Source organism: Baia soyae (genome assembly GCF_004341445.1).
In the GTDB taxonomy this organism is placed as follows: domain Bacteria; phylum Bacillota; class Bacilli; order Thermoactinomycetales; family Thermoactinomycetaceae; genus Baia; species Baia soyae.
Genome location: NZ_SLXV01000038.1, coordinates 1 through 21621 on the forward strand (window position 1 = coordinate 1; position 21621 = coordinate 21621).

The 21621-nt window shown below is 43.0% G+C and carries 26 protein-coding genes, 1 rRNA gene and 1 other annotated feature; of the genes, 24 read left to right on the top strand and 3 right to left on the bottom strand.

All coding sequences use genetic code 11. The features are described from left to right. Positions 1 to 88 (top strand): 5S ribosomal RNA (rrf, locus tag EDD57_RS11140); the annotation flags it as partial. A 164-nt stretch (positions 89 to 252) separates the two neighbouring features. On the opposite strand, the gene EDD57_RS14455 is transcribed toward rrf, so the two are convergent. After that, positions 253 to 411: a hypothetical protein gene (locus EDD57_RS14455; RefSeq protein ID WP_165873780.1), complete on the bottom strand. Its 159-nt coding sequence runs from the start codon at positions 409 to 411 to the stop codon at positions 253 to 255. Between the two features lie 229 nt (positions 412 to 640). Here EDD57_RS14455 and EDD57_RS15165 point away from each other — a divergent pair, with 229 nt between their 5' ends. From EDD57_RS15165 to rsmI, 7 genes are all read left to right on the top strand, one after another. After that, the gene (locus EDD57_RS15165) at positions 641 to 856 is read left to right on the top strand and encodes a sigma factor G inhibitor Gin (protein WP_424205836.1); all 216 of its coding nucleotides are present in this window, start codon (positions 641 to 643) and stop codon (positions 854 to 856) included. Between the two features lie 38 nt (positions 857 to 894). After that, positions 895 to 2379, top strand: coding sequence for an aminotransferase class I/II-fold pyridoxal phosphate-dependent enzyme (locus EDD57_RS11150; protein WP_131849524.1), 1485 nt, complete (start codon positions 895 to 897; stop codon positions 2377 to 2379). Positions 2380 to 2393: 14 nt separating this feature from the next. Further along, on the top strand, positions 2394 to 3017 hold the full coding sequence (gene tmk, locus EDD57_RS11155; protein ID WP_131849525.1) for a dTMP kinase: 624 nt from the start codon (positions 2394 to 2396) through the stop codon (positions 3015 to 3017). Between the two features lie 300 nt (positions 3018 to 3317). Next, positions 3318 to 4121 (top strand): PSP1 domain-containing protein, encoded by an 804-nt coding sequence (locus EDD57_RS11160; protein WP_131849526.1) that lies wholly within the window; start codon positions 3318 to 3320, stop codon positions 4119 to 4121. Positions 4122 to 4163: 42 nt separating this feature from the next. After that, positions 4164 to 4538: an initiation-control protein YabA gene (locus tag EDD57_RS11165; RefSeq protein ID WP_131849527.1), complete on the top strand. Its 375-nt coding sequence runs from the start codon at positions 4164 to 4166 to the stop codon at positions 4536 to 4538. Positions 4539 to 4597: 59 nt separating this feature from the next. Further along, on the top strand, positions 4598 to 4852 hold the full coding sequence (locus tag EDD57_RS11170) for a GIY-YIG nuclease family protein (RefSeq protein WP_131849548.1): 255 nt from the start codon (positions 4598 to 4600) through the stop codon (positions 4850 to 4852). Further along, positions 4849 to 5721: a 16S rRNA (cytidine(1402)-2'-O)-methyltransferase gene (gene rsmI, locus EDD57_RS11175; protein WP_131849528.1), complete on the top strand. Its 873-nt coding sequence runs from the start codon at positions 4849 to 4851 to the stop codon at positions 5719 to 5721. The genes EDD57_RS11170 and rsmI overlap by 4 nt, the downstream gene beginning before the upstream one ends. A gap of 159 nt (positions 5722 to 5880) precedes the next feature. Here the strand turns inward: rsmI and EDD57_RS11180 are convergent, their stop codons facing one another. Then, the gene (locus EDD57_RS11180; RefSeq protein ID WP_093292044.1) at positions 5881 to 6156 is read right to left on the bottom strand and encodes an AbrB/MazE/SpoVT family DNA-binding domain-containing protein; all 276 of its coding nucleotides are present in this window, start codon (positions 6154 to 6156) and stop codon (positions 5881 to 5883) included. Between the two features lie 222 nt (positions 6157 to 6378). Between EDD57_RS11180 and EDD57_RS11185 the strand changes: the two genes are divergently transcribed. Then, on the top strand, positions 6379 to 7341 hold the full coding sequence (locus EDD57_RS11185; RefSeq protein ID WP_131849529.1) for a DNA double-strand break repair nuclease NurA: 963 nt from the start codon (positions 6379 to 6381) through the stop codon (positions 7339 to 7341). 47 nt (positions 7342 to 7388) lie between these two features. Further along, positions 7389 to 9227 carry an ATP-binding protein gene (locus EDD57_RS11190; protein ID WP_131849530.1) on the top strand — a complete coding sequence of 613 codons (1839 nt, stop codon included), beginning with the start codon at positions 7389 to 7391 and terminating at the stop codon, positions 9225 to 9227. Between the two features lie 171 nt (positions 9228 to 9398). Here EDD57_RS11190 and EDD57_RS11195 read toward each other — a convergent pair whose 3' ends face one another. Then, a complete protein-coding gene (locus tag EDD57_RS11195; RefSeq protein WP_131849531.1) occupies positions 9399 to 10220 on the bottom strand; it encodes an alpha/beta fold hydrolase in 822 nt (273 codons plus the stop codon). A 139-nt stretch (positions 10221 to 10359) separates the two neighbouring features. Then, positions 10360 to 10609, top strand: a binding site (T-box leader). A gap of 48 nt (positions 10610 to 10657) precedes the next feature. Here EDD57_RS11195 and metG point away from each other — a divergent pair. The 14 genes from metG to glmU all read left to right on the top strand — a co-directional run bounded on the left by metG (position 10658) and on the right by glmU (position 21619). After that, complete coding sequence (gene metG, locus EDD57_RS11200) at positions 10658 to 12655, top strand: methionine--tRNA ligase (protein ID WP_131849532.1); 1998 nt, start codon at positions 10658 to 10660, stop codon at positions 12653 to 12655. 27 nt (positions 12656 to 12682) lie between these two features. Continuing rightward, positions 12683 to 13201, top strand: coding sequence for a signal peptidase I (gene lepB / locus EDD57_RS11205; protein ID WP_131849533.1), 519 nt, complete (start codon positions 12683 to 12685; stop codon positions 13199 to 13201). A 43-nt stretch (positions 13202 to 13244) separates the two neighbouring features. Beyond that, the gene (locus EDD57_RS11210) at positions 13245 to 14027 is read left to right on the top strand and encodes a TatD family hydrolase (RefSeq protein ID WP_131849534.1); all 783 of its coding nucleotides are present in this window, start codon (positions 13245 to 13247) and stop codon (positions 14025 to 14027) included. A gap of 20 nt (positions 14028 to 14047) precedes the next feature. Further along, positions 14048 to 14227, top strand: a complete 180-nt coding sequence (locus EDD57_RS11215; RefSeq protein WP_131849535.1) for a hypothetical protein — start codon at positions 14048 to 14050, stop codon at positions 14225 to 14227. Positions 14228 to 14600: 373 nt separating this feature from the next. Further along, positions 14601 to 15146 carry a ribonuclease M5 gene (rnmV, locus tag EDD57_RS11220; RefSeq protein WP_131849549.1) on the top strand — a complete coding sequence of 182 codons (546 nt, stop codon included), beginning with the start codon at positions 14601 to 14603 and terminating at the stop codon, positions 15144 to 15146. Continuing rightward, positions 15136 to 16014 carry a 16S rRNA (adenine(1518)-N(6)/adenine(1519)-N(6))-dimethyltransferase RsmA gene (gene rsmA, locus EDD57_RS11225; RefSeq protein WP_131849536.1) on the top strand — a complete coding sequence of 293 codons (879 nt, stop codon included), beginning with the start codon at positions 15136 to 15138 and terminating at the stop codon, positions 16012 to 16014. The genes rnmV and rsmA overlap by 11 nt, the downstream gene beginning before the upstream one ends. A 40-nt stretch (positions 16015 to 16054) precedes the next feature. Beyond that, positions 16055 to 16528, top strand: a complete 474-nt coding sequence (locus EDD57_RS11230; protein ID WP_131849537.1) for a ribonuclease H-like YkuK family protein — start codon at positions 16055 to 16057, stop codon at positions 16526 to 16528. Between the two features lie 101 nt (positions 16529 to 16629). Then, positions 16630 to 16908 carry a biofilm formation stimulator Veg gene (gene veg / locus EDD57_RS11235; protein ID WP_131849538.1) on the top strand — a complete coding sequence of 93 codons (279 nt, stop codon included), beginning with the start codon at positions 16630 to 16632 and terminating at the stop codon, positions 16906 to 16908. Positions 16909 to 17015: 107 nt separating this feature from the next. After that, complete coding sequence (locus EDD57_RS11240; protein WP_131849539.1) at positions 17016 to 17192, top strand: small, acid-soluble spore protein, alpha/beta type; 177 nt, start codon at positions 17016 to 17018, stop codon at positions 17190 to 17192. Positions 17193 to 17333: 141 nt separating this feature from the next. Then, positions 17334 to 18191: a 4-(cytidine 5'-diphospho)-2-C-methyl-D-erythritol kinase gene (ispE, locus tag EDD57_RS11245; protein ID WP_131849540.1), complete on the top strand. Its 858-nt coding sequence runs from the start codon at positions 17334 to 17336 to the stop codon at positions 18189 to 18191. A gap of 77 nt (positions 18192 to 18268) precedes the next feature. Next, complete coding sequence (purR, locus tag EDD57_RS11250; RefSeq protein ID WP_131849541.1) at positions 18269 to 19111, top strand: pur operon repressor; 843 nt, start codon at positions 18269 to 18271, stop codon at positions 19109 to 19111. Positions 19112 to 19277: 166 nt separating this feature from the next. Beyond that, positions 19278 to 19652: a RidA family protein gene (locus EDD57_RS11255; protein WP_131849542.1), complete on the top strand. Its 375-nt coding sequence runs from the start codon at positions 19278 to 19280 to the stop codon at positions 19650 to 19652. 128 nt (positions 19653 to 19780) lie between these two features. Continuing rightward, entirely contained in the window at positions 19781 to 20083 is a 303-nt protein-coding gene (gene spoVG, locus EDD57_RS11260) for a septation regulator SpoVG (protein WP_131849543.1), read from the top strand. A 147-nt stretch (positions 20084 to 20230) separates the two neighbouring features. Continuing rightward, on the top strand, positions 20231 to 21619 hold the full coding sequence (gene glmU / locus EDD57_RS11265; protein WP_131849544.1) for a bifunctional UDP-N-acetylglucosamine diphosphorylase/glucosamine-1-phosphate N-acetyltransferase GlmU: 1389 nt from the start codon (positions 20231 to 20233) through the stop codon (positions 21617 to 21619). Positions 21620 to 21621 lie beyond the last annotated feature (2 nt).

Genomic DNA, 21621 nt, shown 5'->3' on the forward strand with positions numbered 1-21621 from the left:
CGTTCCCATCCCGAACACGACCGTTAAGCCCTCCAGCGCCGATGGTACTTGGACCGCAGGGTCCTGGAAGAGTAGGACGTCGCCAGGCATACATAGTAAAAGAAGCATCTAGTCTATTTGGATAAACTAGATGCTTCTTTTATTTCTTAAACGATTATGTAGTGAATTAAATGTTGATTATCTATTTCCCCGGATGGGGAGTGAAATAGAATCTGAAGCGGGGTGCTTACAACCAGATAAAAGTCCTTATTGTTACTCTGGATTTGGTTGTAGGGTCGATGGCTCAGTCGGATGAGAAGTTCCCTCTACGGCATTAGCACGGTTGCGTGAAATAAAAAGTAGGCGTAATATGGTTAAAATCGGAATAAATATACAAAAAACGAATGGAATCGCTTGTTTTACAGATATCATAACGATCATACCTCCTATAAGAGGTACGATGTCACAATTACGGCTTTTTTATTCAACTAAAAAGGTAATTTATCGAAAAAATTGGCTGAGTGATAAGGAGTTACATTTCAATAGATTGATAATAGAATGTATAATCTGAACGGTATGGTTATAAAAAAGGAACATTTGGTCAATTATAGAAGATAAGGAAAAAGGTTCGGAATAAGGGGGAAAAGAGATGAGTGAAGGAATGACTAAAATAGAGTACCTTCAAGAACCATGTCTTATATGTCATACCATCCAAGAAGATATGTTACACTTGTTGGAAAAGCCTATATGTACCTGTTGTGAGCAGGTAATCATAAATACAGATTGTGATCAGCCAGAAATGTATTTGTTCCATGTTTCAAGATTGAAAAAGATATGGTTAAATGAGATTGATATACGAGAGGAAGGGACTTTCTAAAGTCCTTTTATTTTTTGTACGGAAGGTTTGTTAGCCAAATGGAAAATCAGCAAGAAACCCCGATTTATGAGGCGTTGCTACATCATAGAAACAAGAAGACAGATAGCTATCACGTTCCTGGGCATAAGCAGGGCGAGAATTTTATGGATCACAAAGATGATTTGTTTCGATCTATTCTTCGAATAGATCAAACAGAAATAACAGGCTTAGATGACCTTCATCATCCATGCGGAGTGATTGCTAAGGCTGAGCATCTTGCAGCAGAGGCTTTTGGAGCTAAGAAAACATTTTATCTGGTCGGTGGAAGTACAGCTGGAAATATAGCGAGTATCCTTACAATGTGCCTGCCTGGAGACAAAGTGATTCTCCAACGAAGCTGTCATCAGTCCGTATTTCATGGATGCATGTTAGCAGGTGTTTCACCTATCTACTGGAAAGATACATATCATTCGGATACAGGGTTCGAAAAGCCGCTAGATCTGGGTTGGTTGGAGGAAAAGTGCAAGCAAAGTGAGGTTAAATTAGTAGTGATTACAAGCCCAAGCTACTATGGTATGATCCAGCCTATAAGAGAAATTGCTGATATTTGCCATCAATTTGATGTAGTGCTATTGGTAGATGAGGCTCATGGAGCTCATTTCGGTTTTTATCCGGGTCTTCCAAATTCTGCGTTGTCACAAGGAGCGGATCTCGTTGTACAATCGACTCATAAAATGCTTGGTTCGATGACAATGAGTTCGATGTTACATATAGGGAGCAAGCGGATTAAAGTAGATGATCTGGAGCGCCAATTACGAGTTGTTCAATCGAGTAGTCCCTCATATCCGCTGCTTGCTTCATTAGATTTGGCACGAAAACAGGTTGCGGTAGATGGATACCATTTATTTGAACGATTGCTGAATGAATTAGACCAGTTTAAAAAAGATACATTTCCGCAATGTAAATGGGTTCAAGAGCTATCGTGCCATCATTTAAGATGTCAGGACCCGTGTAAAATGGTCATCACGAGCCGTGGACAAACCTCAGGGATTGAAATGCAAACTTTTCTAGAAGATAAGGGAGTTTATACAGAATTAGCGGATCATCGTCGGGTGTTATTTTGCTTCTCGCTAGCTCATCCTGATAGGTCTTTGATCCGATTGAAGGAAGCGTTATGGGATTTGGACCGCTGGCTAGAGATTCAGGAAAGCAATATTCAGGAAAGTAATATAATGGTGGGGAATCCCGATGCTCTTCACTTACCAAGTAAAACGGAACTTGTGTTGTCTTTCCAAGAAATCAGGAAACACCCATGTGATCGGGTGAGATTAGAAGAAGCCGTAGACGGGATTATTACAGAACCGATCGTACCCTATCCGCCAGGTATCCCAGTACTTTTGCCGGGTGAACGTTTAACAGAGGAATGGATGGAGTATCTAAAAGATGCCGATCGGGCTGGCTATCGAATTAGAGGATTATATCAAGATCAACTAACAGTAGGAGTTAGTGTTAATATAGTTAAAAACAGATTGTGGGATCGATGAATTGGAGTGAATCAATGGACGGCTTATTTATATCCTTTGAAGGACCAGAAGGAGCAGGAAAAACGACTCAGATACGCAGAATATGTGAATGGTTGGATCATCAGGGAATTTCATACATTCATGTACGTGAACCAGGTGGAACTCGTATTGGAAATGAGATTCGAGAATTGGTGCTACGTCCAGATTTTGATGAGATGTCGATGTTAACAGAGGTGCTAATGTATGCCTCATCAAGAGCACAACTGGTGGGTGAAGTGATTATGCCTGCTTTGGCAGAAGGGAAAATGGTTCTTTGTGATCGCTATGTGGACTCAAGTGTCGCCTATCAAAGTTATGGAGCAGGTGTTTCGTTAGAGACTGTGCTTACGATTAATGAGAAAGCAACTTCTGGGCTTACACCGAATCGAACGTACTTATTGGACATTTCTCCCGAAGTGAGCGAAAGCAGGGTACGTGCGCGTGGAGGAGATAAGGATCGGATGGAACAGCGGGATTCCTCGTTTCATCGACGTGTGCGTGAGGGATATCTTGAGTTATCCACAAGATATCCACATAGATATATGGTGATACAAGGCGATCAAGAGTTGGAGGATATTAACTGGCAAATCAAACAGGATATATTACGGCTTATGTCATAAGGGGATTCTGCTTCATGAATTAAGTTGTTTCCAGAAGAAGAGTTTGCCGAAGTTTATGAACAGGTGATAGAATGAGTAGAGGGAGTATCCGCTGTCTGATTGCTACGGTATATACCATATGATATAGATGTTTTTCTATTTTCATTTTTGAAGATTGTTTCAAAACAGGCGTGAATGTGAGACAGATCCCGAGCAAGTTGGGGATGGAGACATCATCTTTTGAATAGGGTGAAAGTTGCTGACCCCATGCAGAAGAACCCCCATCAGGTGAATTGGGCGGCATGCAGGAGGGATCCTTGAGTGTTTAAGATTATTGGTGTCCGTTTTAGACAAGCGGGCAAGATTTATTTTTTTGATCCAGGGGATCTACAAATCCAGCAAGGGGATGCTGTGGTTGTAGAGACGGTAAGAGGAATTGAGTATGGTCAGGTGGTAGTAGGTGTACGCTATGTTTCAAAGGACGAAGTAGTCCTTCCGTTGAAACAGGTGATCCGAATTGCTACTAGCGACGATACGAGGCAGATGATGGAAAATGAGCAGGCTGCGATGGAAGCTCTCAAAATCTGCAAAGAGAAGGTCCTCTTCCATTCCTTAGTGATGAAATTGGTTGATGCAGAATATACGTTTGATCGCAATAAGATCATTTTTTATTTCACTGCAGACGGACGGGTGGACTTTCGTGAACTCGTTCGGGATCTAGCAGCGGCTTTTCGGACTCGCATTGAACTGAGGCAGATCGGAGTTAGGGATGAAGCGAAGATGCTGGGTGGACTGGGGCCTTGTGGTCGTGTGTTATGTTGCTCTTCGTTTCTAGGAGATTTCGAACCTGTCTCTATTAAGATGGCAAAAGATCAAAACCTATCGCTGAATCCAACGAAGATCTCAGGTCTATGTGGTAGATTGATGTGCTGTTTAAAGTATGAAAATGATCACTACGAAGGAAATGCAGTACCTTTGCCAGACCTTGGTGAACATGTACATACACCAGAGGGTGAAGGTGAAGTTGTGTTGCTTGATTTGTTAGAGAGACGAGTGCAAGTACAATTGGCCGGCTCTGGTAAGACAGTAGAGCATTCTTTAGACGAAGTTACACTTGAAGCCTAAGATGGATCTGGAAAACGTGTCTGGAAGTAACGAGGTGGTAGCTTGGATAAACAAGCAATTTTCAAGCAGGTTGCTCAGGTGGAAGAACGGATTGACGAGTTATATGAAGAAATAGGCAACTTAAAAGCACAGGTTATAGAATTGATAGAAGAAAATACACGCTTGGTATTGGAAAAACAACGTTACCAAGAACATTTTCAAGCAGCATCGAATGGTATGAAATCAAATTCGACAACCTCAGTCATATCAGAGCATACAGATGCGGATGTACCAGAAACCAAAGAGGGTTATAATAATCTAACCAAGTTATATGAAGAAGGCTTTCATATTTGTAATGTCCATTATGGTCGAATGCGGACGGAAGGTGATTGTCTGTTCTGTCTCGCTTTTTTAAACAAAACCATATCTGATGAATAACGTCTGGGAAGAAAGTCTCCCAGCGTTTTTTTCATAAATGGGGTGAGGAATTGAAGGAGATTCCCTATTATGTATACATTGTGCGTTGCAAAGATGAAACTCTTTATACGGGATGTACAACGAATCTTAGTAGGCGATTGGATGTTCATAATTCGGGTAAAGGGGCACATTATACAAGAGCGAGAACCCCTGTTAGGTATGTCTATCAAGAGGAAGGAATAGGGAGATCTTGGGCACAACGGCGCGAATACGAAATTAAGCAAATGACACGGTCGCAGAAATTAAGGCTTATTCAAGAAAGAGGGTTAACATGAAGGTTCAGAAGAGCTTTGATGAATCGAGCAAAACAGGAATCCTATATGTAGTGGGGACTCCGATTGGGAATTTACAAGACTTTTCTCCAAGGGCCCGGGAGGTTTTAGCCAACGTTGATTTAATTGCGGCAGAAGATACGAGACATACCAAAAAGCTCCTTTCTGCTTTTCAGTTTTCGACTCCTCTGACGAGTTATCATGAGCATAATGAACAATCAAAAGGGAAATTTTTGATTCAACAGCTTCTAGAGGGAAAGTCGATTGCATTGGTAAGTGATGCGGGGATGCCAGGAATCTCGGATCCAGGAGAGGTGGTCATTCGAGAGGCAGTAGAAGAGGGGATTACGGTAGTGCCGATTCCGGGTCCGAATGCTGCTCTAACAGCGTTAGTCGCTTCAGGGTTGGTCCCGCAACCATTTTTATTTCTAGGTTTTTTTCCACGAGACAAAAAAGATCGCAGAAAAGAGTTAAAGAAATGGGCGACGATGCCTGTCACATTGATTAGTTATGAGGCGCCCCATCGATTGGTTGACTTACTTTCGGATGCGATGGATGCTTGGGGGGATCGTCAAGTAGCGATTGCGAGGGAATTAACGAAGAAACATGAAGAGTGGCTACGAGGCTCTATTTCAGAATGTTTGTCGTATATAAAGGAGAATGGAGTCCGAGGAGAGTATGTATGTATCTTTGAAGGGGCCGATGAATCTGAATTTAATCAGGCGCATCCAGCTTGGTGGGCTGATTTAGAGGTTATTGAACATGTGGAGCACTACCGAAGCCAAGGGATGAGTACAAAAGATGCGATACTACAAACTTCTAAGGATCGCGATGTGGGAAAAAGAGAGGTATATAATCTTTATCATACATAAGATCGAAAAAACCAGCTGAATCTCTATGACTTGTCTCGAGATTTAACTGGTTTTTTTCTTCTTAATCAAAATATACTATGTGTTCTGGAATTGAAAATCTTATGTGATTCATAACATCTACCAATATTGTTATGATATGGTATATAAGAGCGGCATAAATTACTCAGCGACTACGGAATCATTTGCTTCGATGAGAGAATACATTTCTTCGATGCACTTTCTGCTAACTACTTTATTTTTGTAACGAACGGTTTCGTCAACTTCACCAGTAAAGATGCAGGCAGGCTCATATTTTTTAAGAACGATGCGCTCACCGTCTACATAGATCTCCAATGCATCCTTTTCGCCAATGCCTAGCGTACGACGAAGCTCGATAGGGATTACGACACGACCTAGCTCGTCTACCTTACGTACAATACCAGTTGATTTTAGCATTTGAAATCTCCCCTCAATTCTGGCGGTTCATTGGTTTCGATCATCTCTTTTTAAAATATACGTCAAATTTCGACATATTTGATGTCAAAATCATCATACCAGCGATTACCATGTCAGTCAATAATTCTTTAGGAGTTTTATAGAAAATTTCTTGATTTAGACAAAAGTAGATGAAATTGGCTATAAAAGGTTTTCAGAAGAGGGTTAGATCTATGTGAGAGGATGATTAATATATTTAAAGTATCGGAAGAACTTCAATTTAAATTAAAGCGATTGAATCTAAAATTGAGAGAAACTTATCCCCAGGACTTGTTGCATCCACAACGGATTCGTGAGCATCTCTCTGAGATCGGGAAGTTTGTGCGGATTGAGCGATTTAGCGATTTTGAGCTACAGGATTGGGCAAAAGGAAAGAGTGTCGTTGGAGTAGATGGCTCGGTAAACTCAACCAAAGGAATCGAGATGAGGACGCTTTCTGTATTTCAAGCACTAGCGAAAGGGACACAAGGAGAGGAAGCTTGGGAAGCCGATGTGTATACTCCTTTGATCCAAGATGAGTGGGAGGCAGAGGGTTTATTGGCTCGTGAAGCGCAGAAGCGTGGTGCGAGATTGTCTCGTCTAGAGCTAAAGGTAGCGAAAAAAGCGATTCGAGATTGGCAACCACATGTGGTGATGATGGATGGCTCTTTGCTTCATTATCATTTTGACGATGCGGATGAATGGGACAAGGTAGCGGAATTGGCAGAGGGAAGTGGCGTGTTAATAGTAGGAATTGCTGAGGAAGTAGGGTCACGTGGCTTAGCAAAGCAGGTATTTCCTGAGCATCCAGCATGGTCGGATCGTGATTTGCTATATGGCTTGCTAGATGTGGGAGAAGCGTATGAATGGTCAGAGTGGAGTCCTGCGGGAACGAAGATGTGGAAGATGGTGTTTCGACCTTCCTATAGTCCAGCCCCCATCGGAGTGGATGGTTTATTGCTTCAGAAGCAAGATCGCATTTCACTACTTCGTTTGATTTATTCGCTGACTCCTATGCAGGGGCGCGGGATTCCTTATTGGTTGGATATAGTGGATCAAGAGGTGCGAGTGACGAATCCACTAGTACAGACAATGGTAGATCAGTATATTGACCCTGATTTACGGCATCGTTTATTAAGTCCAAAGAGAAGCGAGCGAGTTATTTAATGTGATTGGTTCATTTGACTTGATTATAAGAGGGAAGGAAGTTTTTTATGCAGGTAGTAGGGATTACATCACAGCAGGAAGTACATGTGGTATCCAAAGATCGTAAATTTCGAATGAACGAGATTTTGGTGATTGAAGATGCAGCTCTTTATCATCCAAAGGGCGAAGTCGTTGAGACGCTTTCTTATAATCGTTTAATCCCAATGGGATATGATAAATCGATGGTGGATCAACAGGTCTTACATACGCTTGAACAGATTGGATATAACATCGATGCGGATGAGATTAATATTGCTAAGGTACGGCTGTTTGAAGAGGCAGCTCATCCGATTCGTACGGGCTGTCAAGTTCGCTTGCCTCAATTTTATGAGGTTCGTCATTTGCTGGTTAAGTCAACTCCTAGAGCAGGAATGATCCTTGGGGAGATCCGGGGAACGGAGCCGATGGGGCACGATATGGACCTAGAACTGCAAAATCAAATGATGATGATGGAGCAGGGAGTCCTCAGGGGGCAGAGAGGGGTTCCGTTTATCTTTGATATTCGAACGATGCAACAGTATCCGCATATTGGCGTCTTCGGGGGGTCTGGATCGGGGAAATCGTTTGGGCTCAGGGTGATGTTAGAAGAAGTTATGAAGTTGCGAGTTCCGACGGTTGTCTTTGACCCTCATTTTGAGATGGATTTTCGTCATATTGGAGAGGAGACCGCACATCTATGTCCGGATTTGCAAGATCGTTCTGTTGTGGTTCAGATTGGCCGGGAGGTAGGGGTTTCGTTTAGCGAATTAAATACAAGGGATCTCGTTGAACTGCTTGGTGCTTCCGGTGGTGGGCTTTCGGAGCCGATGGTGAATGCGATTCAGATGCTTCATAAGCGAAGAGATACCTATAATAGTTTTAGTGATCGGGTGAGTAATCTGGTACAGGCACTGGAAGAAGGAAAAGCGGGCTTAGAGAAGCAACTTCGCAGTGATGATTTGACTCCGATTCAAGTGCAGAGGATTCGGGACTTAAATCAGCTTCTGCAAGAATATGGTACGATGCCTCATTCTTCGGTGAAGGGGGTACATTGGCGGCTTCAGCGTTTGGAGAGAGCGGGGCTTTTCCAGCAAAATATTGATGCGATTCAGCGGGGCCTTGAGCAAGGGAAATTGGTAGTGATTCAAGGTTCCACTTGGATTTTGCAGGTGTTTGCTACCTATGTGATAGGCGCATTGTATCGAAAGCGCAGGGAGTATAAAGATGCGCGTATGAATGGGGAGGAAGGCCATTTTTTCCCGCCATTTGTCATCGTAACGGACGAAGCGCATAACTTTGCACCGAAAGCAGTGGAATCCCCGGCTAAGTCGATTTTAAAAGAAATTGCTCAGGAGGGCCGGAAGTATGGGGTTTTCTTGATTTTGGCCACTCAAAGGCCGACGTTATTAGATGAAACGATTACCGCTCAGCTAAATACGAAGCTGGTATTTCGGACGGTGCGTGGGACGGATATTGCTACATTAAAAGAAGAAACGGATTTGACGAATGAAGAGGGGAAGCGTCTTCCGTATTTGCGCTCAGGGGATACGTTTGTTTCTTCGGCGGCATTTGGGAGAACGGTTTTTATTCGGATTCGGACTGCGTATACACATAGTCCTCATCTATCTAATCCGTTTGATGAGTTGACCCAATTTCAGCAGGATAAGGATGATCAGGTTTTGGAGGCGCTTCAGGATCTGTTTCCATTTTTCGATAGTGATTTTCTGCCGACGTTGGAGAAGTTGAACTCTAAGACGGGTTTGGGTTGGGATTTGCATCGTTTGCGCCAGGAGTTGGAGCAGTGGGCGAGGGATGGGAAGGTTAAGAGGGTGGAGTCACCGTTTGCGACTCGATTTGAGTTGGTGTAGTGGGGCAGGTACATTGCCCTTCTACTACACTAAATTACTATTGTCTGAGTAGTGAGCTTGTGAGGATGAGGAAAAGCAAGTCTGCTTGGTAAGTGGCTACCTAGTAGACCTGCTTCATTATTTATTTATATATTCGTTTTTTCTATTACTTATCTATAAAGTTAGTTACTTTTAGTTACTTTCTACTACTCTATCTAACCACTCGTTGCAGAGATGGTGGAGGAGTGAGGATTGCTCGAGTTGTAGGTTGTGTCCGGCCCGATCTAGTACGGCGAAGGTGCTACGTGGGAAGTTCTCTAGTAGGCGCCAGGCATCTTGGTAGCCTACCATGGAATCTTGTCTGCCGGTCACTAGAAGGACGGGACTTTCAAAGGAAGAGATGGTCTGATCCACATCAAAGGAAAATGCATATTGACTCAGGAGCTTGTCTATAAAGTGGGAGTCAGCTATGGAGCGACCGGGCAGAATTTCTTCACAGTATCGGTTCCAATAGGCTTCATCTTGCACAATTGCGAGAGACTGGAAGGCCTCTTGTTCTTCTTGATTTAACTGGGATAGTAGTTTTTTGTCTTGATAGAGCACTTGATGGGAAGGGAGATCTCTCTCATTTTTATCAGGGATGATCATGGGACAGATGAAAGCGGCCCCGTCTACTTGTGCCCTTCTCTTCGAAATAATCCCTCTGGCGATATATCCGCCGTATGATTGTCCAGCCACTAGGAACGATTCTTCGTGTATAATCTGATCGATAAATTGGAGCACAACATCTAGCATCTCATCGGAACTGTTCATTTCTTGATATCCTTCGCTCTCTCCCATTCCAGGTAGGTCGATATAGATTCGTTTCCAAGATTCATTTCGTGCGGAAAAGATAGGTTCCATAAAACCAGTCATCGATCGATGGTCCAGTGTCAGGCCATGTATGATGAGAACGGGACGTCCTGAACCATAAATGTGATAAGGGATTTTTACATTGCCAATTGTACATTCCATCTTGTTTCATCCTTTCTTTCTATGAATGTGAAAAGCATACCAAAAAGCTAGTAGCCTTCACAAGTTTGGTAGCTTTCAGCGGGATTAGTTGCAAATTGAAAATAAGTTTGCATATAATATGCTTATTGACATCTTTACATCTATGTCTGTGATTGGAAGAGTAATCTAGGAAGCCTATCTCCAGAGAGCCGGGTCAGGTGAAAGCCGGTATAGGAAGAGTAGATGAACATGGCCCATGAGACTTCCCTTCTGAACACGAGTCGGAATGACTGGTTTAAGTAGGAGGGGGCGCACACCAGCGATAACGGGTTGACCAGAGCGTATGGAATCAGGTAATGGTTCTATACGAAAATTGGGTGGTACCGCGTGATTCCAATCTCGCCCCAAAATTGAGGGGTGAGATTTTTATTTTTTATGTACAGAAAGGAGTTTTTTATATGGATAAACAAAAAACATATTACATTACAACCCCGATTTATTATCCAAGTAGCAAATTGCATATCGGACATACCTATACAACGGTGGCCGGTGATGTGATGGCGCGATATAAGCGGCTTAGAGGCTATGATGTAATGTACCTCACAGGAACGGATGAGCATGGTCAGAAGATACAACGGAAAGCGGAGCAAATGGGCAAGACTCCGATTGAGTTTGTGGATGAGATTGTAGCGGGAATTAAAGAATTATGGAGCAAACTGGACATTTCCTATGATGATTACATCCGTACCACGGAAGATCGCCACAAGAAAGTGGTACAAAAGATTTTTCAACGCTTTTTAGACCAAGGGGATATCTATCTAGGTGAGTACGAAGGCTTCTATTGTGTGGATTGTGAAGCGTTTTTCACGGACCGCCAATTAAAGGATGGAAACTGCCCGGATTGTGGTCGCCCAGTTAACAAAATTAGAGAGAAAAGTTATTTCTTCCGTATGAATAAGTACGCAGATCGGCTTGTTCAATACTATGAAGAGCACCCAGAGTTTATTGAGCCCGTTTCGCGGAAAAACGAAATGATTCAAAACTTTATTAAGCCTGGTTTAGAAGATCTTTGTATTTCTAGATCGACCTTTAGCTGGGGGATTCCGTTGCCAAACGATCTAGAGCAAGTCATGTATGTTTGGTTGGATGCATTGTCGAACTATATTACGGCGATTGGATATGAAGCGGATGAGGAATCCTTACGACATAAATTTGCAAACTATTGGCCAGCAGATGTCCATTTAATCGGAAAAGATATTGTTCGTTTCCATAGCATTTATTGGCCTATTTTCCTCATGGCGCTTGATCTTCCACTACCTAAGAAAGTCTTTGCTCATGGCTTTTTCTTGGTAAATGGGGACAAGATGTCTAAGTCGAAGGGAAATGTGATTGATCCTGTTTCATTGATTGATCGATATGGTCTCGATGCATATCGCTATTTCCTCTTACGAGAGGTTCCGTTTGGACAAGATGGGGTCTTTACGCCAGAAGCATTTGTAGAGCGTGTGAATGCAGATCTCGCCAACGATCTCGGAAATCTACTACACAGGACTCTTACAATGGTAGAAAAGTACTTCGATGGTGTGATCCCGACTTATGTGGAAGGAGCAACCCCTTATGATGCCGAGTTACAAGCGCTTGTGCATCAAGTGGTGACGCGTTTTGAAAATGCGATGGAGAATCTCCAGTTTTCCGTGGCTCTATCTGCGGTGTGGGAAGTAGTGCGTGCAGGAAATAAATATATTGAGAATAATGCTCCGTGGAATCTAGCTAAAGATCCTGCTAATCATGCTGTTTTAGGCTCTGTTCTGTATTCTTTACTAGAAGTGGTACGGATCGTAAGTGTTTGTATTCAGCCGTTCTTAGTAAAGACACCTCTTTTGATTTGGGAGCAGATAGGCATTCAGACTGAGGAAGAGAAGAAGTGGGATAGCATTTATCAGTTTGGTGCGCTTTGCTCGGGTGTACCGATTTATAAACAAAATCCAATCTTTCCGCGTTTAGACGGCAAAGTGGAAGTGGAGGCAATCGTTCAAATGATGAAAGATACAGCCGCTCAGCATAAAGGAATTGATCAAGCGGAATCCGGAGCAGGAACGAAGCAAGAGGTAGTGGAAGTACAAGTACAAGATGACTTTATCAGCATTGATGAATTTATGAAGGTAGAGTTAAAAGTGGGCGAGATTCTCGAGGCAGAGCCAGTAAAAGGCGCGAATCGTCTTCTTAAGTTGCAACTGGATCTCGGAACGCAGAAACGTCAGGTTGTCTCTGGCATTGCTGAGTTTTATCAACCACAGGAGATTGTGGGGACGAAGGTGATTGTAGTCACCAACTTAAAACCAGTAAAATTACGGGGCGAGCAATCGGAAGGTATGATCCTAGCAGCGAAAGAAGGAGAGAAATTAGTACTGTCTACTGTCTCTGCTGATATTCCAAATGGTACACGTGTAAAATAAAAGAGCGTAAGAGCAGGAGGACAATAGATGGCGGGGGAGAATAGGACACTTCGTGAATGGATCATGGCGGCTTTAGTGGCTACGGCGATTTTACTGATCTGTCGATATATATTTTTCGCACCTTATCAAGTAAAGGGTGAATCGATGTATCCGACATTGAAGGGGAATGAGCTTTTGATCGTCAACAAGTTTATTTATAAGATCAAGGAGCCCAAATATGGAGAAATCGTCGTTTTCCACTCGAAGGAAGGGAAGGACTTTATTAAGCGGGTGATTGGTCTACCTGGTGATCATATTAAGATTACCAATGGGAAGCTATTTCGTAATGATAAAGAAGTAGGCGAGTCGTACATTGCTAATAAAATAGATCCTAGTACCTCTTTTGAAGAAGTGGTCGTGCCCGCAGGAGATATCTATGTGTTAGGTGATAATCGCCCTCACAGTGAGGATAGTCGTGCCATTGGTCCGGTTGATGAAAAAGAGGTTGTCGGCCGAGCCGAGCTTGTTCTAATGCCATTTAGCCAAATGCAACAACTCGAACCATAACAGTCCATCGAGGGCTGTTTTTCCTTTAGAGAGGATGTCGAATATGATTTTTGACACACATACACACCTGAATGATAAACAGTTTGATCAAGACCTGGAAGAAGTGATCCGTCGTGCTAGAGAAGAGTACGGAGTTAGCTGGATGTTAAATGTAGGCTTTAACAGAGAGACCATCAAGTCTTCTATCGAGCTAGCGGAGAAGTATGATTTCATTTATAGTGCAGTAGGCTGGCATCCGACAGATGCAATCTACTACCAAGAAGAGGATCTTGCCTACCTACGCGAACTAACTGCGCATCCAAAAGTAATAGCATTGGGTGAGATGGGGTTAGACTATCACTGGGATACTTCTCCGAAAGACGTGCAGGAACATGTTTTTAAAGAGCAGATTCGGCTGGCACGTGAAGTAAAACTTCCTATTATCATTCACGATCGGGATGCTCATGAGGATGTGATTAGCATTCTGGGATCGGAACATGCTGAGGAAGTAGGAGGCGTGTTGCATTGTTTCGGAGGCGATGAGGCCATCATGGAAGCCGCTCTTGAGATGAATTTTTACATTGGACTCGGGGGCCCTGTTACCTTTAAAAATGCAAAGCTTCCTAAAGAGATCGCTCGTTTGGTGCCGGAAGATCGTCTGTTGTTAGAGACGGACTGTCCTTATTTGGCTCCGCATCCGTACCGAGGGAAAAGGAACGAAACTGGCTATGTGCGGCTCGTTGCGGAGCAAATTGCTGAGATTCGAGGGATTTCGGTGGAGGAACTTGCTCGGATTACAACAGATAATGCTATGCGGCTGTTTCGGGTTCCCAACTCTGCTAATTAGCTTAGGATAAAAGAATAGTTTTGCGTATCATTAGATCAGAGCTGGGAGAGTCTGTTCGACCACAGCTCAATACCGATCCTGCAGGGAAGCAGAACTGTCCGCTCCGCGATCCTCCGCTGGGGCAGGTGCAAAACTCGCAAAGAACGCTCAGACATGTTGCACCAAAAGCGCCCCATGCTACGGATCTCTATGCTAAGTAGGATCGCTAACATCGCAATGGTCGAACAGACTCTCCCTTCTCCTAATCAAATTTTGTTTTCAACCAGCTTTAAGAAAAGAAAAAGAAAAAACAGTTTGTGGATACTAGATAGAAGACTTTATCCATGTTTTTTGAAGAGGGACGGAGCGGACTTGCTTTTCCACATCCTCGCAGACTCACTATTTGAGCTGTGGTCAGATACATGACCCGGGACAAACTCCATGGTCTAATTTCTAACAAGCCCTTTCATTTCAGTGTTGTTAAATGGATTACCTAATTTCATTCATAAACGGATAATGATAGATCTAAAATCCCAACTTACAACGTTTGTAAAGGTTGTGTAAAAGACATTGTCAGAGGTTCAGATACATGAAATGATCGTAGTAGAAGGCAGAAATGATACCGTTACGATTAAACGCGCTGTAAAAGCAGATACCATCGAAACGAGAGGCTCCGCAATTGGAAAAGAAGTAATTGATCAAGTGCGCCGTGCCCAATCGAAGCGAGGCGTCATAATATTTACAGACCCTGATTATGCAGGGGAACGAATCCGTCGAGTGATTTCGCAAGAGGTGCCCGGGGTCAAACATGCTTTCTTACCGCAAGATAAGGCAAGAGGTCGGAAGAAGATCGGGATTGAACATGCAAAATGTGAGGATATTCGCGAAGCATTGCTCCATGTAAGAAGTGATGTGGGTTATGAGCAAGTAGAGTCCATTTCTTGGGAAGACTATATTGATATGGGATTCACAGGTTTTCCTGATTCGAGTTGGTTACGTCAAAAAGTAGCCGATCGCTTAGGAATTGGGTTTGCCAATGCCAAAAATTTTTATCAGCGACTTCATGCCCTACAGGTTTCAAAAGAAGAGCTGATTAGTGCCTGGTTACAGGTAAGAGAGGAACTAGAGGATGTCACATAGAACGATTTCACAAAATACAAAGCAAATCCTTGCCAAATACAAACTTGGCTTAAAAAAAAGCTTAGGACAAAACTTCTTAACTGATGATCGAGTGTTAGAACGAATTGTGGATGCGGCAGACTTGGATGAACAGGCGGGTGTCATTGAAATTGGCCCTGGAATTGGTGCTCTCACGGAACGTTTAAGTGAACGTGCTAAGAAAGTCGTTGCTGTGGAGCTAGATCAACGTCTCATCCCGGTACTACGAGAAATTTTTGAGAAGCAGTCGAATATAGAAGTGATTCATGGTGACGCTTTGAAAGTAGACTTTCATGAGATTATTTCGGAAAACTTTGGGGAATGTAATAGTATTCACGTTGTGGCAAATCTTCCTTACTACGTTACTTCACCGATTTTGATTCGTTTATTAGAAGAGAGGCTTCCTCTCCAAAATATTGTAATCATGATTCAAAAAGAGGTAGCGGATCGTCTAGTAGCGAAACCAGGGACCAAAGACTACGGATCGCTTAGTGTTTTGGTTCAGTATTACACAGAAACCTCCCTTGTTACGAAAGTCCCGAGCCATGTATTTGTGCCGAGGCCTAATGTGGATTCTGCTGTTGTTAAGTTATCGAGACGACCGGAGCCTGCTGTGAACGTATCGAATGAAGGTTTATTCTTTAAAATAGTAAGAGCATCCTTTGCCCAGCGTCGGAAAACACTATTAAACACACTCCATTCCCAGCTTTTCTCTCATTTGGCGAAAACAGATGTGGCAGAATTTCTGACTCAAGCGGGAATTGATCCACAGCGAAGAGGAGAAACCTTGCATCTAGCTGAATTTGCAGTTCTAACAGAAGCATGGGAGCGTTTTTCTCAAGGAAGGTAGTGTGATTCGAGTTCCTTGACTCAAATCTGGAGGGATACTTGTGCATTTTTATCATCCACGAAGGGGTAAATGTAGCTTCGAGGAAATGATGTCTGAGATTCAGAAGTATGTGCGGGAAGATCCTAACTCGGGATATAAGTTGATGATAGGGACCGACTCGATGACCCGTTATAAAGAGACTGTTTTTGTAACAGCGATCATCATACAAAGAGTTGGAAAAGGGGCGCTTTTCTTCTATACAAAGCGAACACATAGTCAGATGAAAGAGTTACGTTATCGAATCTATCGGGAAACCGAGTATAGTTTGACTTGTGTAGACCTATTAAAAGAGCATGGATTCTTCCGTATGTTTTCAGATATACCGATGGAAATTCATCTGGATATCGGGCAACAAGGAGAAACGCGTAAGGTGATTCAAGAGGTGGTTGGCTGGGTAACGGCAGTTGGATATGAAGCGAAAATTAAGCCCGAATCCTATGCGGCATCTGCTGTAGCGGATCGCTTTACACGATAAAAAATATGATTGACAAAAGGATTTGTTCACTGCTATAATACCTAATTTGACTTCAAGCCTCATTTGTTATATAATCTTCTACAAGTGAGGTGGTCGAATTTATGGGCAAAAATGCTCTATCTGAAATCAAGCTAACTCTGGACAGCTTTATTGGAGAAAGAATCCGATTAAAAGCGAACAGTGGACGCCGTAAGACCATTGAACGTACGGGTATATTAGAAGAAACATACCCTTCCGTTTTTATTGTGAAGTTAGATGAAGATCAACACGCCTTTGAACGCGTTTCATACAGTTATGCGGATATACTGACGGAATCAGTCGAGTTGAAAGTGTTTCAAAATGACCAACTTATTCCAGTTAAGTACATCAGTACTCAATAATCGGACAAGGCCCCTAGGGTCTTGTTTTTTTTACATAAATGGCAGTGACCCATCAGATACTATAGGTACCCTACATGTCTACTTGAAACAACGAGGAGGAATGGATCATGTCACGTCGTCGAGGTGTAATGTCCGAGTCCTTTAAGGTCGAATTAGCAAAAGAGCTAGGATTTTATGATGTTGTAGAGCGTGATGGTTGGGGTGGCATTAAAGCAAGTGACGCAGGAAACATGGTCAAACGCGCCATCCAGATCGCACAGGAACAACTAGTTCAGAAGCCGTAATCGAATATAAGCTAGGCTTAGGGTAGCTGGGGAGTAATCCTCGGCTTTTCTTTTTTCATTTCGAGTATGGGATTAGCGTGGTACAATAGGAACATCAGATACATTCGGAAGAGAAATGACAAGGTGCTGGGGGGAAGAGAAATGTACACATCAGAAAAAGCACCCGCTAAGATCAATTTAACCTTAGATGCACTCCGCAAACGCCCAGATGGCTATCACGATTTAGAGATGGTGATGACAACTGTTGATTTGGCTGACCGAATCGACCTTATGGATCTACCTTACTCAGGAATTACGCTTGAAAGTACATCAGGCCTCGTTCCGCAAGATGAGCGGAATCTGGCTTACCTTGCGGCGAAGTTACTACAACAAAAAACAGGTATTGATCGCGGTGTGAATATAAAAATTTATAAGCATATTCCAGTAGCAGCAGGACTCGCTGGAGGAAGTAGCGATGCGGCAGCGACTCTGCGAGGATGTAACCGTTTATGGAATCTAGGTTTATCATTAGAAGAATTAGCTGAGATCGGAGCTGAGATCGGTTCGGATGTACCGTTTTGTATCTATGGGGATACAGCGATTGCCGAAGGTAGAGGGGAGATCCTAACTCCGATCATATCTCCGCCTAGTTGTTGGGTGGTGCTTGCAAAACCAACGCATGGTGTTTCAACGGGAGATGTGTTTGGAAAGCTCCAAGTCGGTGAAATTACGACACATCCGGATACCAGAGCGATGATTGATGCGCTACAAACTGGCTCATATGAAAATGTAATTTCGAATCTAGGAAATGTACTAGAACCAGTTACAATCGGCTTATATCCTGAGGTTTATAAGATCAAACAAAAGATGGAGCAATTCGGTGCCGATGGGGTCTTAATGTCCGGGAGTGGTCCCACCGTATTTGGATTGGTGCGAAAGGAATCACGAGCGAAGAGAATTGTAAATGGTCTTCGAGGATTCTGCGATCAAGTTTTTGCAGTGCGAATGTTAGGGGTTTAATTTAAGTCTACACTTGATTAAACCCGTACATAATGGTATATTTCCGTCATGATATTCGGATTTTCGGAGGTATTTTGATGGAAAAAGAGAAATGGAAGCGGAGTGCGAGGCTAGTAGATCTAACGAATCAACTACTCTCCCAGCCTTATAAACTTATCCCACTGACAACATTTGCGAAGAGATATCAGTCTGCTAAGTCATCAATTAGTGAGGATCTAACGATTATTGATGAAGTTTTTCGGAACGAAGGTAGCGGTGAATTAGAGACAGTAGCAGGGGCGGCTGGTGGGGTTCGTTATATCCCAAAGCTGGATTTGACACGTACAGAAGAAATTTTAGCGGATCTATGTGTGCAGCTGGAAAAACCAGAACGGATTCTACCAGGTGGCTTCCTATATATGTCCGATCTGTTGGGGAATCCCACATTGCTTAGCGAAGTGGGCCGCATTTGGGCTACTTTATTTGCGGGTGTTAAGATCGATGCCATCTTGACAGTCGAGATCAAAGGAATCCCCTTAGCCTATGCCGTAGCGAACTATCTACGTGTTCCGGTCGTGATTGCTCGTTACGATTATCGAGTTACAGAGGGATCTGTTGTAACAGTTAACACTGTTTCGGGATCGAGTGGGAAGTTAAAGCCGCTTTCGTTATCAAAGCGAAGCCTTCCTCAGGGATCACGTGTGCTGGTGCTGATTATTGATGATTTTATGAAGGCTGGTGGAACAGTTCGCGGTCTGCAAGATCTATGTTTTGAGTTTGATGCGACTGTTGTTGGTGTAGGAGTCCTCGCCGAAGCTCATGTTCCAGGGCGGCTTGTCGATGATTTTGTTTCTTTGATAAGTGTGTCTGAGATACATGAACGAGATCGTACGCTTCGAGTGGGGATTGGGAATGTGTTTCAGGATAGGTTTGTTGAGTAATTAAATATTAGAAATAGTCTGGGGCGGCGTATCTACCCACAGCCCCTAGTCTATTCACCCCTAATATACTGATTATCAAAAAAACTTGGTAGAGAGTGAAAATCGTAAAGATCAAAACAACTCTGTACCATATATAACAATGTAGCAGAGAAAGGCGGAGAAAAATATGCAAAAAATTGCAACGAGTAATGCTCCTCAGGCCATTGGTCCGTATGTGCAAGGGATGGTTGTAGGAGATATGATCTTTACATCCGGACAGATTCCATTAACAGCTGAGGGAGCGCTAGTTACAGGTGGGATCGTGGAACAAACGCATCAGGTCTTGCGCAATGTGGAAGCAGTTCTGCAAGAAGCAGGGTCAACACTGGAGCAGGTAGTGAAGACTACACTATTCATTAAAGATATGAACCAGTTCCAAACGATTAATGAAATTTATGCAGAGTACTTCATGGACCATCGTCCTGCCCGCTCTTGTGTCGAAGTGGCACGTTTGCCTAAGGATGTCTTGATTGAGATGGAAGTAATCGCAGTTAAGAAATAGCATAGAATCATCTTTGCATCCGAATTATGAGAAAAAATTTTACCTGAATCCCATTTTTTAGCAGGAAATAAACAATCCATCTCGAAATGTAGAACTATGTCATCTTTGGAAATGGGTGGTGTATTAGGATGCAAATAACAGATGTGCGTCTCAGAAAAGTAAATCGAGAAGGTAGAATGCGTGCGATTGCTTCAATAACAATTGATAGTGAATTTGTAGTACATGATATCCGTGTGATTGATGGAAATAATGGAATGTTTGTGGCAATGCCGAGCAAACGTACTCCTGATGGGGATTTCCGTGATATTGCACATCCAATCTCACCTTCGAGCCGAGAAAAAATCGAAGCGGCTGTATTGGAAGTGTACAATCGAACGGAAGATCCAGTGGACATGGTAGCCGTTCCAAGCGCCATGATCATGGACGCATAAATTGTATAGATATGATCCAAAAAATCATCCTTATTTAGGATGATTTTTTGTCGTCTAGGCGGACAAGGATTCGTTGGTTGCAATCATGTATACTTTGGGATATATTCAGGAAGGAAGTTTGCTAGGAAACGGGGGCATAAATCGAGTATGCAGAATCTCTTTGCGGTGATTTTAGCAGCAGGGAAAGGTACAAGAATGAAGTCCAAAACACATAAAGTACTTCACCCTGTTTGCGGAAAGCCGATGGTACAGCACGTAATTGATCAATTACATGCGATCGGCACATCGAAAACCATTATGGTAGTTGGCTATTTAGGCGAAACAGTAAAAGCGAAATTATCTTCTGAAGTGTTATTTGTAGAACAAGAACAGCAACTTGGAACAGCTCATGCGGTGATGCAGGCAAAGCCGTTACTTCAAGACATACAAGGCACAACGATTGTTTTAAATGGAGATCATCCTCTGTTTACAAAAGAAACGCTACAAAGACTTGTTGAGACGCATCAAACATCGGGAGCTGCGGCAACGGTTTTAACGGCCCATATGCAGGATGCAACAGGCTATGGACGGGTTGTCCGCTATGAAGATGGAAGCGTAGAGCGTATCGTGGAGCATAAAGATGCTACCGATGATGAATTACTTATCCAAGAGATAAATACGGGTACTTTCTGTTTTGATAATCAAAAATTGTTTGCTGCCCTAGAAAAAGTAGATAATCATAATGCGCAAGGTGAATATTACCTTCCGGATGCCCTCTCGATCTTACGTGAAGGTGGAGAGCGCATTAGCGCAGAAGTGATTCAAGATGTAAATGAAGCGATGGGTGTAAACGATCGTTTGCAACTAGCGGAAGCTGAAAAGTTAATGCGTGAGCGAATTCTTCGCGGACATATGTTAAATGGGGTAACGATTGTTCATCCTGAGAATACCTATATCGAAGCGGATGTCGTCATTGGCGCGGACACTGTTATTGAGCCGGGTTGTTTTTTACGTGGACAAACGGTGATTGGGGAATCCTGCCAGATTGGGCCGAATGCGGACCTCCGAGACGTGTCTGTAGCTGACTCAAGTAACATATCCTATACAGTGATGCATGAGAGCTCAATTGAAAAGAATGCAGGTGTAGGGCCTTTTGTATACGTGCGTTCAGGTACAAAGCTAGCTGAGGATGTAAAAATCGGCTGTTTTGTGGATTTGAAAAAGGCTGAGCTAGGATCTGGAACGAAGGTGGCTCATTTAGCGTATGTAGGAGATGCCGAAGTTGGCGAAAATGTAAATATTGCTTGTGGTGTAGTAACGGTAAACTATGATGGGTTTAGAAAGCATAAAACAACGATTAAAGATGATTCATTTGTAGGTTGTAATGTGAATTTAGTGGCCCCTGTTATGCTTGAAAAAGGTTCTTATGTAGCAGCAGGCTCAACCATCACGGATCGTGTTCCAGAAGATTCATTTGCGATTGCAAGACAGCGTCAAGTAACGAAAGAAGGCTATGCCAAGCTCCTTATGGAAAAGATTAAAGATAGTAACAAGTAAGC